Source organism: Halanaerobium saccharolyticum, from assembly GCF_003053565.1.
GTDB lineage: Bacteria > Bacillota > Halanaerobiia > Halanaerobiales > Halanaerobiaceae > Halanaerobium > Halanaerobium saccharolyticum_B.
Map to the genome: position 1 here is coordinate 27,094 of NZ_QAXS01000019.1, position 15,950 is coordinate 43,043.

Annotated in this window: 15 protein-coding genes; 3 read left to right on the forward strand and 12 right to left on the reverse strand. The window is 36.2% G+C overall.

Annotated features, from left to right (window positions below; translation table 11 throughout):
• Positions 1–62: 62 nt before the first annotated feature.
• Together C8C76_RS08580 and C8C76_RS15140 are read right to left on the reverse strand one after the other, a co-directional pair.
• Positions 63–1,280, reverse strand: a complete 1,218-nt coding sequence (locus C8C76_RS08580) for an ABC transporter substrate-binding protein (protein WP_258222459.1) — start codon at positions 1,278–1,280, stop codon at positions 63–65.
• Between the two features lie 211 nt (positions 1,281–1,491).
• Positions 1,492–1,632, reverse strand: coding sequence for a hypothetical protein (locus C8C76_RS15140; protein WP_181248182.1), 141 nt, complete (start codon positions 1,630–1,632; stop codon positions 1,492–1,494).
• A gap of 356 nt (positions 1,633–1,988) precedes the next feature.
• On the opposite strand from C8C76_RS15140, the gene C8C76_RS08585 reads away from it, so the two are divergent.
• Positions 1,989–2,753, forward strand: a complete 765-nt coding sequence (locus C8C76_RS08585) for a tryptophan-rich sensory protein (RefSeq protein WP_108140715.1) — start codon at positions 1,989–1,991, stop codon at positions 2,751–2,753.
• Here the strand turns inward: C8C76_RS08585 and C8C76_RS08590 are convergent.
• The 10 genes from C8C76_RS08590 to C8C76_RS08635 all read right to left on the reverse strand — a co-directional run bounded on the left by C8C76_RS08590 (position 2,750) and on the right by C8C76_RS08635 (position 12,958).
• Positions 2,750–3,511 (reverse strand): ABC transporter ATP-binding protein, encoded by a 762-nt coding sequence (locus C8C76_RS08590; protein ID WP_108140717.1) that lies wholly within the window; start codon positions 3,509–3,511, stop codon positions 2,750–2,752. The genes C8C76_RS08585 and C8C76_RS08590 overlap by 4 nt on opposite strands.
• Positions 3,511–4,572, reverse strand: coding sequence for a FecCD family ABC transporter permease (locus C8C76_RS08595; protein ID WP_108140719.1), 1,062 nt, complete (start codon positions 4,570–4,572; stop codon positions 3,511–3,513). Before C8C76_RS08595 ends, C8C76_RS08590 begins: the two co-directional genes overlap by 1 nt.
• 27 nt (positions 4,573–4,599) lie before the next feature.
• On the reverse strand, positions 4,600–5,661 hold the full coding sequence (locus C8C76_RS08600) for an iron ABC transporter substrate-binding protein (RefSeq protein ID WP_258222460.1): 1,062 nt from the start codon (positions 5,659–5,661) through the stop codon (positions 4,600–4,602).
• On the reverse strand, positions 5,662–6,078 hold the full coding sequence (gene nikR, locus C8C76_RS08605) for a nickel-responsive transcriptional regulator NikR (protein WP_108140721.1): 417 nt from the start codon (positions 6,076–6,078) through the stop codon (positions 5,662–5,664).
• Between the two features lie 173 nt (positions 6,079–6,251).
• Positions 6,252–6,656, reverse strand: a complete 405-nt coding sequence (larC, locus tag C8C76_RS15270) for a nickel insertion protein (protein WP_108140723.1) — start codon at positions 6,654–6,656, stop codon at positions 6,252–6,254.
• 23 nt (positions 6,657–6,679) lie between these two features.
• The gene (locus tag C8C76_RS08615) at positions 6,680–7,666 is read right to left on the reverse strand and encodes a LarC family nickel insertion protein (protein WP_108140725.1); all 987 of its coding nucleotides are present in this window, start codon (positions 7,664–7,666) and stop codon (positions 6,680–6,682) included.
• A gap of 6 nt (positions 7,667–7,672) precedes the next feature.
• Positions 7,673–8,443, reverse strand: coding sequence for a nickel pincer cofactor biosynthesis protein LarB (larB, locus tag C8C76_RS08620; protein WP_108140727.1), 771 nt, complete (start codon positions 8,441–8,443; stop codon positions 7,673–7,675).
• Positions 8,436–9,254 (reverse strand): ATP-dependent sacrificial sulfur transferase LarE, encoded by an 819-nt coding sequence (gene larE, locus C8C76_RS08625; protein WP_108140729.1) that lies wholly within the window; start codon positions 9,252–9,254, stop codon positions 8,436–8,438. The genes larB and larE overlap by 8 nt, the downstream gene beginning before the upstream one ends.
• Positions 9,255–9,293: 39 nt before the next feature.
• Positions 9,294–11,078, reverse strand: a complete 1,785-nt coding sequence (locus C8C76_RS08630) for a YgiQ family radical SAM protein (RefSeq protein ID WP_375135297.1) — start codon at positions 11,076–11,078, stop codon at positions 9,294–9,296.
• Positions 11,079–11,443: 365 nt separating this feature from the next.
• Positions 11,444–12,958: a bifunctional metallophosphatase/5'-nucleotidase gene (locus C8C76_RS08635; protein WP_108140733.1), complete on the reverse strand. Its 1,515-nt coding sequence runs from the start codon at positions 12,956–12,958 to the stop codon at positions 11,444–11,446.
• Positions 12,959–13,242: 284 nt separating this feature from the next.
• On the opposite strand from C8C76_RS08635, the gene C8C76_RS08640 reads away from it, so the two are divergent.
• Both C8C76_RS08640 and C8C76_RS08645 read left to right on the forward strand, forming a co-directional pair.
• Entirely contained in the window at positions 13,243–14,151 is a 909-nt protein-coding gene (locus tag C8C76_RS08640) for a P1 family peptidase (RefSeq protein ID WP_108140735.1), read from the forward strand.
• A gap of 157 nt (positions 14,152–14,308) precedes the next feature.
• A complete protein-coding gene (locus C8C76_RS08645) occupies positions 14,309–15,832 on the forward strand; it encodes an AbgT family transporter (RefSeq protein WP_108140737.1) in 1,524 nt (507 codons plus the stop codon).
• Positions 15,833–15,950: the final 118 nt, after the last annotated feature.

Genomic DNA, 15,950 nt, shown 5'->3' on the forward strand with positions numbered 1-15,950 from the left:
TTCTATAATTAAGGAGTCCTCCTCATTTTGAGAAGAACTCCTATATTAAAGACTTTAACTTCTTATCTGGACTGTACCTTATTCCATTCTGAATCAAGAGTATTTAAGAATTCTTCCACATCACCTTCGTGTAGGAAACCTTGAATTAAGTTAGGAACCTGCATTCCAGATGGATAGTAATGATCAGGGAAAGGCGCAATCTTCCCACTTTCAAAATATGTCTTTAAATCAACAACTGTTGGATCTTCCTGAAATACATTTTCTACTGCAGAGAAAGTCATCTGTTCATCAATATAGAATTGTGCATTTTCTTCTTCAAGTAAGAATTGAATGAACTTTTCAGCCGCTTCAGGATGATCAGTGTTTTTATTCATTGTCAGAACAGTATCTACACCAGAAACTAGCATATTTTCTTCTGCATCATTAACAACTGGCATTGCAAAAGCTCCCAGGTTTAAATCAGGATTTGATTCTAAAATAGGATTAATTGCCCAGACACCCTGAATATACATAAATGATTCTCCATTGGCAAAAGCTTGATTTCCCTGATCATAACCAAAACCAAATACATCATCCTGGCCATAATCTAATAATTTATATAATTTTTCTGAAACTTCTTCATATCTGGATTTAAAAGTAGTTTCATTTTCTGTTCTTTCTTCAATAAAGTTTTCTCCATGCAGATTTGCTGCTAAGAAATTCCAGGGTACCATAATTGTCCAGGCATCCTTAAATGTTAGATAAAAAGGAGTTCCATCATTTTCCTGAATAGTTTCCGCTGTTTCGATAAATTCATCCCAGGTCTGTGGAATATCCAGTCCTAATTCCTCAAACTTATCTTTATTGTATAAAACTGTATTTGCATTTGCTGTATAAGGAACACCGTAGTTAGTGCTTCCTTCATGTAAATCCTGAAGCATTTCCTGATAGGCCGTTTGAGTGTTACTTAAATATGAAGCCTGATCAAAATTCTTTAGTATTCCAGCGTCAGCAATTTGGCCATAAGTAAAATTACCTCCCAGACCCATAATATCTGGAATATTATTTTTAGCCAATCTAGATTTTAAAACTGTTTCTGCTTCTGGAACATGATTCTGTTCAATATCAATATTGGGATTCTCTTCTTCAAATTTTTCAATTAGTTTGTCAAAAGTTTCAACAGCTTCTCTCTTATTCTGAAAAAACTCTAATTCCACTTCCTGAGCAAAACCAGCTGCACTGAGGCCTACAAGCATAACCAGAACTAAAACAACTGTCATAATCGAACTTAAACTCTTCATTAAATTAATCCCCCTTAAGATTTTGTTTTATGGAACCACTTCCAAGAAATATAAAAAATAATATGGAACCGCTTCCATAAATGATTATAACAGCAGTATTTTAAAAAGTCAAACTATTATCCCAATTTTTTTGTTTAAATGATTTTTGTTTTTAAACATGAAAAAAACCCTGAGGCATCTAGCCCCAGGGTTTTAATACTAGTCTTTAATTTTAATAGCCACCCATCATGTAGTAATCCATCAAGGCGCTATCTTTTAACTTAACATGTTCTTCTGTGTCAGTCTTGGTATTAACCTTCACCTGATCAGAATAGTCCTTGTGAGCGCGCTTGTGCTTAAAAATAGTTTTCATTAGTAATGCCCCCTTTAATAATTTTAGTAGGGAACATACTCGCTGCACATCTACTTGTTCCAATAATATAATCCACCGACCTAATAGTTAACTCCGCTACTCACTCTCTGTCGGTTCAATTTCATTATACTACTTTTAAATAATTATGCAAGGGTTTTGTGCAAATTTTTTCAAAATTATTTCTTTTGTTCTTTAGCATGATAATGTGCTAATATAATATTATTTTTGCAGGACTTACAGAAGTTAAAAAGAAGTATAGAAATATTACGTATTATTACTATACCAATAACAGCTTTTTCGGCGGCTGTTTTATATAAAAAAATAGGTTCTAAATAATTTACTTGAGGGGTGAGTTAATGCAAAAAAATAAAATGACTCTAAAAATAACCAATTTAATCTTTTTACTGCTTACAATCTTTGTCAATTTCCTGGCAAATTACCTGCCGATTAATGGAATTTCAAGTGGAGAAGTATCTGATCTATATCAAAATCCATTTACACCTGCTGGCTTTACCTTTTCCATCTGGGGAGTAATTTATACTCTGCTAATAATTTTTATAGTTTATCAGTTTGTTGGTAAAGGTAAAATTAATCAGGAGTTTTCTACAGGGCCATATTTTATTATTGCTTCGATTGCTAATGGAAGCTGGCTTTATCTCTGGCATAATCTTTCTATTCCTTTATCAATGTTAGTAATTTTAATACTGCCTTTATCGCTTTTCCAAATATTTAAGAGGCTGCATCAATATCAAAATTATTCTCTTTCAGAGTATATCGGCCTTAAACTGCCTTTTAGTATCTATACCGCCTGGGTTACAGTAGCCTCAATTGCAAATTTCATGGCACTCTTAGTCTATTATAATGATAACTGGCCTGCTAACTTTCTCAATATCGCAGCAATTATTGGTATCTTAACCGGGCTGGCTATTGCAGTTAAAATTTTAGATAAATACAAAAATATAGCCTTTGCCCTGGTTGTTATCTGGGCCTATATTGGTATTATCGGTGCTCAGCTGAATTATCAACTGCCTGGTATGACAATTATTATTACTGCTGGTCTCTCTATTTTGGTTATCTCAATTAAAATTATTACAACTTTCCAGGCAAAATCTAAAAGTTAGACTACTTTTTCTGGTATTATTATCTTTTTACCATTATGCTCTTTTAAGCTAACTTCAACCCCATAAACAGAGTTGATTTTAGCTGCTGATAAAGAGTTTTGGTTACCATCGGAAAAAACCTTTCCATTTTTAAGCATAATTATTCGGTCACTAAAACGGCTGACCAGTGATAGATCATGCATTGTGACTATTGCTGTTTTGCCGTTTTTAACTTCTTTTCTGATTAGATTAAAAATTTCTAATTGATGTTTTAAATCAAGATTATTTGTCGGCTCATCCAGTAAAATCAGTTCCGCTTTCTGCGCCGCTGCTCTGGCAATAAAAACTTTCTGTCTCTGACCACCGCTCAGCTCATTCAGATTCTTAAAAGCAATCGATTCCAGACCCATCTCTCCAATTACTTTAGCAGTTATTTTCTTATCTTCTCTGCTGGCTTTCCAGCTGCTGTGAGGTTTTCTGCCCATTAATACTGTTTCAAAAACATTTAATTTTGATATATCTTCAGCTGCCTGAGGCACATAGGCTATTATTTGAGCCAGTTCTCTCTGAGTGTACTCTGATATCTCTTTATTCTTAATTTTTATCTTACCCTGATTGATTTGAAGATAGTTATTAATACATTTTAAAAGTGTACTCTTCCCTGATCCATTAGGGCCAATTAAGGTAATCAATTCACCTTTTTGCACATTTAAATTTATCCTCTTTAAAATATTTTCTTCAGTATAAGAAAAATTTAGCGCCTTAATTTCTAAAAACATCAAAACTGCCTCCCTTTAATAATTAAATAAATAAAAAGTGGTGCTCCTAAAAATGCAGTTAAAACCCCTACCGGTAAGACAATAGGTCTAAATAATGTTCTCGCCAGATTGTCTGCGATAATTAAAAGCAGGCCTCCTGCTAGAGCAGAATTTAAAAAAAGCTGACGCTGATTTCCAGCTGCAATTTTTCTAATAATATGGGGAGTAACCAGGCCTATAAAACCAATTACCCCAACAAAGGAAATAATAACTGAAGTTAAAATTGAGGAGACTGTCATTGCAATCAACCTCAGTCTATTTGAATCAACTCCCAGACTTGCTGCCAGCTCATCACCCGAATTTAAAACACCATAATTCCAACCCTGATAAATAAAATAAAATAGTGTCAAAAGAAGTACAAAAACTATGACTATAAATTGATTCCAGTTTGTCCGGCCTGGATCCCCAAATGTCCAGTAAATAACTGAAGCAAGTTCTAAATCATCTGCAAAAAATTCCAAAGCTGTAGTACCTGCTGTAAATAAAGAAGAAAGCGCAATTCCAGCTAAAACTATAGTTTCTCTTCCGGCCTGCTGCCTGGCGCTGATTGTTAGAACTGTTATCACTGCCAGCTGTGAGAAAAGAAAGGCTGAAAGTGCAGGTAGATAAACTCCATCTAAAAATGAAAAGATAGTTGAATTTTCAGGTTCAACAACTACAATAGCAAAAGCAGCTCCAAAGGCAGCAGCATGTGAAATTCCTAAAGTAAACGGTGAGGCAAGTGAGTTTTTAAGGGTGCTCTGCATAACGGCTCCAGCCAGAGCCAGTCCCATCCCTGCTGCCAGTGAAGTTAAAATAGCCGGCAGTCTGATATTCCAGATAATATTATAAATCATCCCTCTTTCCCCTTGAAAAACAACTCTTAATAAATCACTGAATTCAAGTCTGGCTGCACCTACAAATAGAGAGTAAATAGCAGCTAAAACAATCAGCAGCAGAAGTACTAAACTTAACATTAATATTTTTTTAGAATTCTTTTTTTCTTTTTTCAAAAGATCTTCTACACTTAAATTATTATCCATAAATCTACCTCTATCAAATTTATTATTTTAATTTAATTTCATCTTTTTAAAGCCGCCAAAAATTTCTGCCATCTCAGAATATACTGGCTGTCCAACGAATTGCTTATAAATTTGATTCGCTTTTTCTTTCGCTTCCAGCATTTTAAATGCTTCTGGGTACAATGTTTCAGCAATAAAATAAGAATTAGCTAACATTGTTGCAAAGTTAGTTGTATAGTGATTGTATGGTAAAAGCTGATAAATTTCATTTTCCTGATAAGCTTTTAAATATTTGAATTCTTCTCTTTTTAAATCCTGCTCTACCAATTCGATTCCACCCTGATCTATAAAAATCAGCTCAGGATTTTCCAGCAGCAATCTCTCTTTACTGATTGTGAAGTTACTTTTTTTATCATCTTCAATAATATTATTAAGACCCAGATATTCAAAGGGGGGATAATTTGCCTCAGTGGAAGTAATACCCTGAGCACCTTTGTTACCTATTCCACCAATATAGACATTCATTCCTAAGTCTAAATTACTGGTTCTACTTTTTAGTTCATTTTTGTGCTGATCAAAAATATTAATTAGCTCCTCTGCTCGATCATTTTTATTCAATATCTCTGCCAAAAATTTCAGAGCCATCTTCAATTCAGCTTCAGTCATCGAACCTGGAGAACCATCATTAATTGAAATAACCGGTATTGAAGTCTTAGCCTGTAAATTATTCATTTCAGCCTGACTCAGATAAGATGAAATAATTAAATCAGGATTTTGAGCGGCAATTAATTCTGCATCTCCTCCAAACTGAGGTCCAATTACCGGCAATTTGGTCAGTTCTGGATGAGCAATTATATAGGGGCGCTGCTGATTCCTTTTTTCAAATTCTTCCACTCCTACAACCATATTTTCTGCCTCAAGATAAACTACCATCCTTAACGCTCCCGGTCCGATAGCTACAATTCTTTCTATCTTATCTGGAAGACTAAGTTTTCGATCTGCCAGATCAGTTAAAGTTTTGGCTCCAGCTGAAATGCTAAATAAACTGATAACTATCAGTGCAATTACTAAATTTAATCTAATTTTATTTTTCTGTTTTGAATATGACAATTATTTTCCCACTCCTTCTATTTTAGTTACAGTTAGTTTACCGTGTTTAATACCTTTTAGAGCAATTAATTTAGAACTTATTTTTCTTAATTTGCTGTGCAGCCCTTCGACAACTATTACTTCCAGACAAAAGTGTCTATCTAAATGTAAATGCAGATTTGTCTTAAAGAGGCAGTGATAATCGTGCTGCAGCTGATTCATTTTATCAGTTAGACCACTTTGATGATGATCATAAATTAGAGTAATTGTTCCTACAACATTTTGATCTTCTTTGGTGTTTTTTTCTTCAATTATTTTATTTCTAATCAGATCTCTAATTGCTTCAGAACGATTATTATAAATTCCCTCATTTAACTGATCAAATTTTTTAAGCAAATTTTCTTCTATGGAAACTCCAAATCTTTTTAAGTCTGACATTTGAAACCACCTTTCGTGACACAAAATAATTTTTCGTGCTACTATTACATTTCTGGATAATAAAGCTGATTCCTGCTTAGAAAGAAAAAAAGCGCCAGCGGCTGAATCAAATCAGCTAACTGACACTTAAAAAAACAAAATATCTGTATTATTTTTTGGAGCTTAATAATAAATTAAAACAACTGCTCAGCTGCTTCTTTTTTTAAGAGATCATAAACATCCTGCAGCCTGACCCTCTCTCTGACAGCAATCTCCTTACACTCTTCATATTCTGGAGAATACTTAATTAGTTTACCTTCATAATAGGCTGCTTTGATTGTCACCTTACCCATTGTAGAATCCAGCTCAAAGTATTTCCGCTCCAGACAGCTCCTCTTAACTTCACGGTGTCTAATACCTAAAGTTGTAGTTTCTTTAAAAATAATCTCTTCCAGCTCCTGCTGTTTTTCTGCAGGACTTAGTACTGTCAGCTTTTGTGCTGGACGGTTCTTTTTCATCATGATATTGGTTAAATAAACATCTCTGGCTCCTGCAGCTAGCAGTTTTGGGAAAAGATAGGAGTAAATTTCTCCGCTCATATCATCAATGTTTGTTTCTAAAATTAATAACTTTTTTTTAGTTTTTTTTTAGCCTGATAAACCCGCAGCAGGTTTGTAATCTCAAAATCCTTTTTGCCAGCTCCATAAGCAATTTTTTCTATTTCAACTTCCGGCAGCTCAATAAATTCTTCTGCCAGAGTTTTAATAATTGCAGCTCCAGTTGGGGTAACCAGTTCCCCTCTGATATTAGTTGAATATACCGGTACATCTTTTAAAATTTCAATTGTTGCTGGTGCGGGAACCGGAATTCTGCCGTGGGCTGCATCGACAAAGCCTGTACCAAGCGGTACTGGAGATGCGTAGATATGGTCAGGGTTTATTAAATCAACTAAAATTGCCGCTCCGACAATATCGACAATCGAATCAACTGCTCCAACTTCGTGAAAATGCACCTCATCTATTTTCTTGTTATGCACTTTAGCTTCCGCCTCTGCTACTTTAGCAAAAATTTCTATGCTTAAATCCTTTACATTTTGATTAAGCTGACTCTGGTTTATTAATTTCTTAATATCATTGAAGTTGCGGTGAACATGGTTGCTGCTGTGCTCATGACTGTGAGAATGACCTTCTCCATGGTTGTGATTATGATCTAAATGGTCGTGTTGGTGATCAGAATTTGAATGGCTGTGATCATCATGGTGGTGGTCATGATTGCCGCAGCCCTGACAGCCTCCTTCATGATGTTCATGTGGGTGGCCATCATGATCATGAGAGTGGTCACTATGATTATGACTGTGGTCATGAGAATGACCAGAATCTTCTACCAGATCTGGGTGGCTTTCATCTTCTAAAATAACTTTAAAATCTGCAGCTGTAATCCCATTTTTCTGCACTGTAGAAATCTCAATTTCATAACCCGCAAGCTTTAATTTCTTCAGTTCATTCAAAAATTTATCTTTATCAACTCCCAGATCAAGTAAAGAAGCTATTGTCATATCTCCACTGATTCCGGAATTTATGTCAAAATACAGTATATTTTCTGTTTTCATATTAATTTATCCATCCTTCCTTGCTTTCTCTATCTGTAAAATAATTGTGCTGGCCAAGTAAGCTGCTCCAAAACCATTATCAATATTTACTACTCCAATACCGCTGGCACAGCTGTTAATCATAGTCAGCAAAGCTGAAACTCCACCAAAATTAGCACCATAACCAACACTTGTCGGCACAGCAATTACAGGTTTATCAACCAGGCCTCCAACAACACTGGCCAGAGCACCTTCCATTCCAGCAACTGCAATAATAACTTCTGCTTCGTTTAATTTATCTAAATTACCTAAAAGTCTGTGAATCCCTGCTACCCCTACATCATAGAGCCGCTCAACTGAATTGCCCAGTGCTTCAGCAGTTACTACGGCTTCTTCTGCGACCGGTATATCAGAGGTACCACCACTAACTACTAAAATCTTACTTTGAGTTTTAGTAAGTGGCTGCCTTTCTATAAAAATCATTTCCGGCCGCTGATGATAAACTGCCTCAGGAGCAATTTCTTTAATCCGCTCATAAATCTCCTTACTGGCCCTGCTTGCTAAAATATTATTATCATGTTTGAGCATTTCCTTTACAATTCCTTCGATCTCATCAAGTGATTTTCCTTCACAGTAAATTACCTCTGGAAAACCGTTGCGCAGGCTGCGATGATTATCTACCTTAGCAAAACCGAGATCCTTAAAAGGAAGATCTTTTAAAGAAGCTGCTGCCTGATCAACCTCAATTTCACCATCTTTTACTTTTTCTAATAAAATTTTGATATCTTCTTTATTCATCTTCTGCCTCCAAAATTTCTTTATTCATACTGCCACTTTTATATGCTGACAGATCTAAGGTAACATATTGAAACCCTAATTTCTGTAATTTATCAGACAATTTGTCCATTAAATTTAAGTCTAATATCTTTTCTCGGTCACTCTCTGACAGCTCTATCCGGGCCAGATTGCTGTGATCGCGGACTCTAAACTGTTCAAAACCCATTCGATGCATTAATTCTTCGGCAATTTCTATTTTCTCCAGTTTTTCAGCTGTAATCTGATTGTCATAGGAAACTCTGGTTGCCAGACAGGACATGCTCGGCTTATCCCAGGTTGGAAGTTCCATTTTTTTTGAAAGCTCCCGAATCTCACTTTTGCTCAGAGAGGCCTCAAGCAGAGGACTTTTAACTCCCAGCTCTTTTAAAGCTTTGCGGCCAGGACGATAGTCTCCCTGATCATCCAGATTCGAACCTTCAATTACAGTTCTGCCAGCTGCATAATCTAAAATCTGATTAAAAATCACCTTTTTACAGTAATAACAGCGCTCGGGAGTATTTTCAACTGCTTTTTCTAATTCTTCGAGCTCAACTTCCAGCTGCTGATGGTCCAGCTCCAGGCCTGCCACCAGTTCAGCTACCTCTTTAATTTCTCTATCCGGTACAAAAGGGGTATTAACGGTAACAGCTTCAAAATCCACCCCGGATTCTTTTGCAGCAGCTGCTAAAAAAGTGCTGTCAACTCCTCCAGAAAAGGCAATTATAAATGGTTCTAGTTCTCTTAAATTATCAATTAATAACTTATATTTATCTTTTTTGCCAACTGTAGACATTTATTAATTCCTCCTAATTAAACCTTAGATCTCAAATATTTAGTGAGTCGGTGGTACTAATGCTTTTTTATCATAACCAATTAAATCTCTGCGCCCTGCCATCTTTAAAGCCTTGCGCACAATTTGATGATTTCGCTTCTTATGATACTGGAGTAAGGCTCGCTGCATTTTTTTTGCCTCTTTTGATTTAGCAACATAAACCTCTTCCATAGTTCTTGGATCATAACCACTGTAGTACATTGCTGTGGCCATTGTGCCCGGAGTTGGATAGAAATCCTGTACCTGATCCGGGTGATGATTAATATCTCTTAAATATTCTGCAAGTTCAACGGCATCTTCCAACCGACTTCCCGGATGGCTGGAAATAAAATAGGGAATTAAATACTGCTCCAGGCCAATTTCTTCATTCACCTGATAAAAAGCATCTCTAAATTTATCAAAAACTTCAATTCCTGGTTTTCCCATATAAGATAAAACATTATCTGAAACATGCTCTGGAGCAACTTTAAGCTGACCACTCACATGATGTTCTGCCAGTTCCTTTAAATATTTTCGGCTCTCTTCATCTTCTAAAAGATAATCAAAGCGGATACCGGAGCGCACAAAAACCTTTTTTACTCCCGGTAGTTTTCTTAACTCCCTTAAAATCTCGAAATATTCTTCGTGGTCCACTTCCAATTTACTGCAGGGAGCTGGAAACATACATTCCTTCCCCTTACACATCCCCCGCGAAAGCTGAGCTGTACAGGAAGGCTGACGGAAATTGGCTGTTGGTCCCCCGACATCATGGATATAACCTTTAAAATCATCCATTGCAGTTATTCTTTTAGCTTCTTCGATTAATGATTTTTTGCTGCGGGCGGTCATCATCTTGCCCTGATGAAAAGAAATGGCACAAAATGAACAGGCACCAAAACAGCCGCGCGAACTGACCAGGCTGAATTTAACCTCTTTGATTGCCGGTACTCCACCATCTCTCTCATACATTGGATGATAATCCCGCTGATAGGGCAGTGAATAAACATGGTCAAGTTCTTCCTGGCTTAGAGGTTCAACCGGTGGGTTCTGAACCAGATAACGGTTGCCGTGCTGCTGTACCAGCTGCTGACCGCGAACTGGATCCTGTTCTAAATATTCTATTTTATAGGCATAAGCATACTGCTTTTTATTATTCTTTACCTCTTCATAAGACGGTAAAAGCTCATAATCATATAATGATTCCAGCTCATCAGCAATAAAAGCTGTCCCTGGAAGGTAGTTGATATATTTTATTTCCAGTCCAGCTTCTAAATTTTCAGCAATCTTTAAGATTTGTTTTTCGCCCATTCCATAAACTAAAAGATCAGCACGGCTGTCAAAAAGTATGGAGCGTCGGACACTTTCATCCCAGTAATCATAGTAAGCAAAGCGGCGCAGACTGGCCTCAATTCCACCAATAATGATTGGAATATCACCAAAAGCCTCCCGCAGACGGTTGCTGTAAACTATTGTCGCCCGATCAGGACGGTGACCACTTTCTCCTCCAGGAGAATAATTATCATAACTGCGGCGGTGTTTAGAAACAGAAAAATGATTGACCATTGAATCCATATTACCGGCAGTAACTAAAAATCCATATTTGGGTTCACCCAGTTTTTTAAAGTCAGCTGTAGATCTCCAGTCAGGCTGAGCAATTATACCAACCTTAAAACCAGCATCCTCAAGCACTCTGGCAATAATGACCGTGCCAAAAGATGGATGATCAATATAAGCATCACCACTAATAATAATAAAATCTAGCTTGTCCCAGCCTCTTTTTTGCATATCATCTTTTGAGATTACCATAAACTGATCACGCGGATTCTCTAATTTTTTTTCCTTATTTTTTTCATTCAAATTCTGACTTTTCTTTTCCATTTAATTTATCAGTAACTCCTTTATTATTCCTAAGTTCAAATTATTTATTACCTAAAATCTTCTAAAATACTGCAGTCCCAAATTAATACTAAAACTTCAAAAGCATTTTAAACTGAGCAATCTACTCATTATTATAGCAGAAAAGTTACTTTAAATCGAATCTACGGCCAAATGATTATTTTCACATATCTTAAGAATGAAAACCCCCTGCTAAATTGCTCAGCAGGGGGTAGTTTTTCTAATTCATATGACTTAATTCAACATATATCGGGTGGTACCCGGTAACTGATATTTTACTCAGCTACTATTCTTCCTTCTGTTTCTGGGGCTACAGGAGCATTAGCTTCCATGTATTCCATTAATACTTCTTCTAAGCCGCCAGCTTCACTGACTATTGGAGCGTCAGCAAACATTGAGTAGCCATCTCCTCCAGCTTTCATGAAGTCATTAGTTGCTACAGTATACATTTTATTTTCATCTAATTCTTCGCCGCCTACCCATACTTTTTGAACTCTATTTCCAGGTTCAGCATCACCATCAAAGGTAAATTTAATACCAGAAACCTGTGGGAATAGACCTTCAGTTGCAGGGTATTCAGAAACACCATGTTCTAGAGCAGCTCTTAAATCAGCACCACTTAATTCCATTAAGATAGTTGTATTACCAAATGGTAGTACTGTAATAACATCACCCTGGGTAACTTCTCCTGCTTCAATTGAAGCACGAATTCCGCCACCATTGGTGATTGCAGCATCTGCATCAAACTTAGCTCTCATTGCATCGGTAATCAAGTTACCTAGATTGGTTTCACCAGTACGAACATTACCTCTGGCACCATCTAATTCAACAGCAGTTTCTCCAACTACCTGAGAGGTGATTGTGTCATTGGCTCTATTTACTCTTTCTACAACTTTAGAAACTATAAAGTCTTCTTCAACCTCTGCAGTATCTTCTCTTGGAATTAAATTAGCTTTTATATCTGAAACATTTCCATTATCAACAGTAAGATCTACATAGCCTAAGAATTTAGAATATTCTCCAGCCATTACAATCATAGTATCGTTAACCATCATACCTTCTTCTAATACATTATGGCTGTGACCATCAACAATTAAGTCAATTCCAGGTACTTCTTCAGCTACCATTTTACTTGTGTATTCACTACCTTCACTAATTCCTAAGTGAGACAGAGCTACAACCACATCTACCTGGCTTCTTAATTCATTAACAACTTCATTAGCAGCTGCAACTGGATCTCCAAAGACTAATCCCTCAACATTCTTAGGGTGAGTCTTATAAGCAGTCTCAGGAGTTACTAAACCGAATACACCAACTTTAACACCATTATATTCTTTGATTAAATAATCTTCAGCATATGGAATCTCTTCTCCATCTTCTCTACTTAAGTTAGCAGCTAAAAATGGAAAGTTACTCATATAATCTAATTCTTCCAGTCTTTCTTGTCCGTAATTAAAATCATGGTTTCCTAAGGTTAAAGCATCAAGATCCATTAAATCTAAAATATGGCTGATTGCTTCACCTTCATTTATATTGGCAATTGTCTGACCGTGGAAAGTATCTCCAGCATCTAAAAACATTACATTTTCCATTTCTCTTCTAGCCTCTTTAATCAGAGTTGCCATTTTAGCATAACCCATACTTCCAGCATAATCATCTTCTTCTACTCTGGAATGGACATCATTTACATGATAAATCCTTAAATTAACCTCTTCTGCCAGAATAGTAAATGATAGAGTCATAACTAAAATCAGAGTTAATAAAGTAATCGATAATTTTTTAAACTTCACAAATTCCACCTCCGTATTTTTTTGAAAATTGTTTCTTCTCTTAATTATATTATTTGCGATAAAACACTATTTTCCTGCCTCTGAAAAGAAATATTTTCTATATTAAGTAATTGTATTCCGTTTTACTGAGAGAAAATAACTATTTCCCTGACTGACTAATAATTTTTCCTTAAAAATGTTATAATCTTAATTAGAAAGTAATTTAAAATTAATTAACTAAGTATAAATATACCAATTCATGTTTAGTAGATATCTAATAAATAATTTTAGAAAGGGGATAATCAATGAACAATGATTTAACAGCTGTTAAAGGTATAAAAATAGGACACGCTGACGATCAGGATTCGGGAACAGGCTGTACGGTGATTTTAGCCGATGGCAACTTTACAATTGGGGCAGAAGTTCGCGGAGGAGCACCAGGCAGTAGAGAAATAGCTTTAACAGACAGCAGAGCTGCGGTTGATCAGGCAAATGCCGTCTTTTTAAGTGGAGGCAGTGCCTACGGTCTTGATGCGGCTGGTGGAGTAATGAAGTATCTAAAAGAAAAAAATGTCGGTTTTCAAACCGGAGGAGGAGTTGTACCTATAGTACCTGCAGCAGTTATCTATGATTTAGAGTACAAAAGTAATAATTATCCAGATCAGAAAATGGCCTATCAGGCCTGCACCAGTGCCAGCAATTCTGCACAAACAGCTCATAGTATTGGGGCTGCAGCAGGAGCTACCTGTGGTAAGCTCATGGGAATGGATAAGGCAACCAAAACAGTGCTCGGCCATGCCGCTCATAAAAGTGGAGATTTAACTGTTTCTGCTCTAGCAGTTGTTAACGCTTTTGGTGATATCAAAAATCCGAACAGTGGTGAGATTATTGCCGGCGCTAAAAATGAAGCTGGTGATTTTATTAATACAGAAAAGACAATTATTAATCAGCCAGAAATAAACCTCGGCTTTTTAAGAGAAAACACAACTCTAGTTGTAATAGCCACTAATGCTCTATTAGATAAATCAGAAGCCAATCGTGTTTCCATGATGGCTCACAGCGGCTTAAGCAGAACAATTTATCCTGTCCATACTCTTTTAGATGGTGACAGTATTTTCACGCTGGCCTCAAATAAAATTAAAGCTGATATTAATCAGGTAGGTATCCTTGCTGCTGAAGTTGTAAAAAGAGCAGTTATAAATTCTGCTGGTTAAGACTTAATATCTTCGATTTAATTTAAACTACGAAATCGATTTTTAAATAATTTGAAAAACTTCTCTAAATTTAATATACTATAAAATGCGGCTTAATAATCCGCCTACTTTATTTGCTTAAAGTATTAAATTATATAAAAATTTAGAGGAGGAAAATATGCTAAGTAATAATAAAGATTTAAGTTTAACAGATCGATTTTTAAATCGAATAGAAAGAACAGGAAATAAACTACCACACCCCGTTATTCTATTTTTCATTTTATCAGCATTTGTACTTGTGCTGTCCTGGTTTGTCAGTTTATTTGAAGTAGCTGTAACCCATCCTGGTACAGGAGAAACTATTAGAGCTGTCAACTTGCTCTCGAAAAATGGGATACGACGAATCTTTACTGAAGCGGTAAGCAACTTTACTGGTTTTGCTCCCCTGGGAGTGGTACTGGTAGCTATGTTAGGTGTTGGGATTGCAGAAAAATCAGGTTTGATTGCTGCAGTACTTAAAAAAACAGTTTTAAGTGCACCTGATAAGTATATTACTGCGGTTGTAATCTTTGCTGGAATTATGTCTAATATTGCTTCAGATGCTGGCTATGTAGTTTTAGTTCCTTTAGGAGCAGTAATTTTTGCAGCTAAAGGAAGACATCCACTCGTTGGACTGGCAGCTGCTTTTGCCGGGGTATCTGGAGGTTTTAGTGCAAATCTACTAATCTCTACTCTGGACCCATTACTGGCCGGGCTGTCCCAGGAAGCTGCCCAGCTAATCGATTCCGGTTATACAATTCCGCCAACAGTCAATTATTATTTCATGGTTGCTTCAACTTTTATAGTCACAGTCATTGGTACCTGGGTAACTGAAAATATTGTTGCTCCCCGGTTTGGTGAATATACAGGAGATCATGAAGAAGAATTAGAGGAAATTACTGCAAAAGAAAATGCAGGAATCAAATCAGCCTTAGTCTGGCTAGGAGTGACACTTGTAATCATCTTACTTATGACAGTACCGCAGAATGGAATTTTACGCAGTGATGAAGGTAATTTAATAATGGGCTCAACTCCTTTTGTTGGGGGAATGGTACCCTTAATTGCGATTTTCTTTTTCGTGCCTGGTCTTGCTTATGGTAGAAAAACTGGCTCAATCAAAAATAGTGATGACATTGCTAAATTCTTAGATGAGACAATGGCAGGTATGGGAGGATATATAACTCTTGCCTTTGCAGCCGGTCAGTTTGTAGCTTATTTCAACTGGTCTAAACTGGGAACTATCCTCGCTATTGGTGGTGCAGATTTTCTGCAGGCAATCAACTTTACCGGGCTGCCGCTGATAATACTATTTATTGTAGTAGCAGGCTTTATCAATCTCTTTATCGGTAGTGCGTCGGCAAAGTGGGCAATTATGGCTCCAGTTTTTGTGCCAATGTTAATGCAGCTTGGTTATTCTCCAGAATTTGCTCAGATGGCCTATCGAATCGGTGATTCAACAACTAATATAATTACACCACTGATGCCCTATTTTGCGATCATCATAGCTTTTGCTAAAAAATATGATGAAGATATTGGAATTGGAACTTTAATATCTACAATGGTTCCTTATTCAATTGCTTTTATGATAGGGTGGACTATTTTACTGATTATTTGGTTTGTCTTTAATTTACCAATTGGTCCAGGTGGAGTATTATTTTACTAAAATAAAAATTATAATATCTAGTTACAGAAAAACGGCCTGTAGAAAATACAGGCCGTTTTTTATTTAGTAATTAATATTTAGTTTTTGATACTCCATACTTTAAAAATCAATAATATAT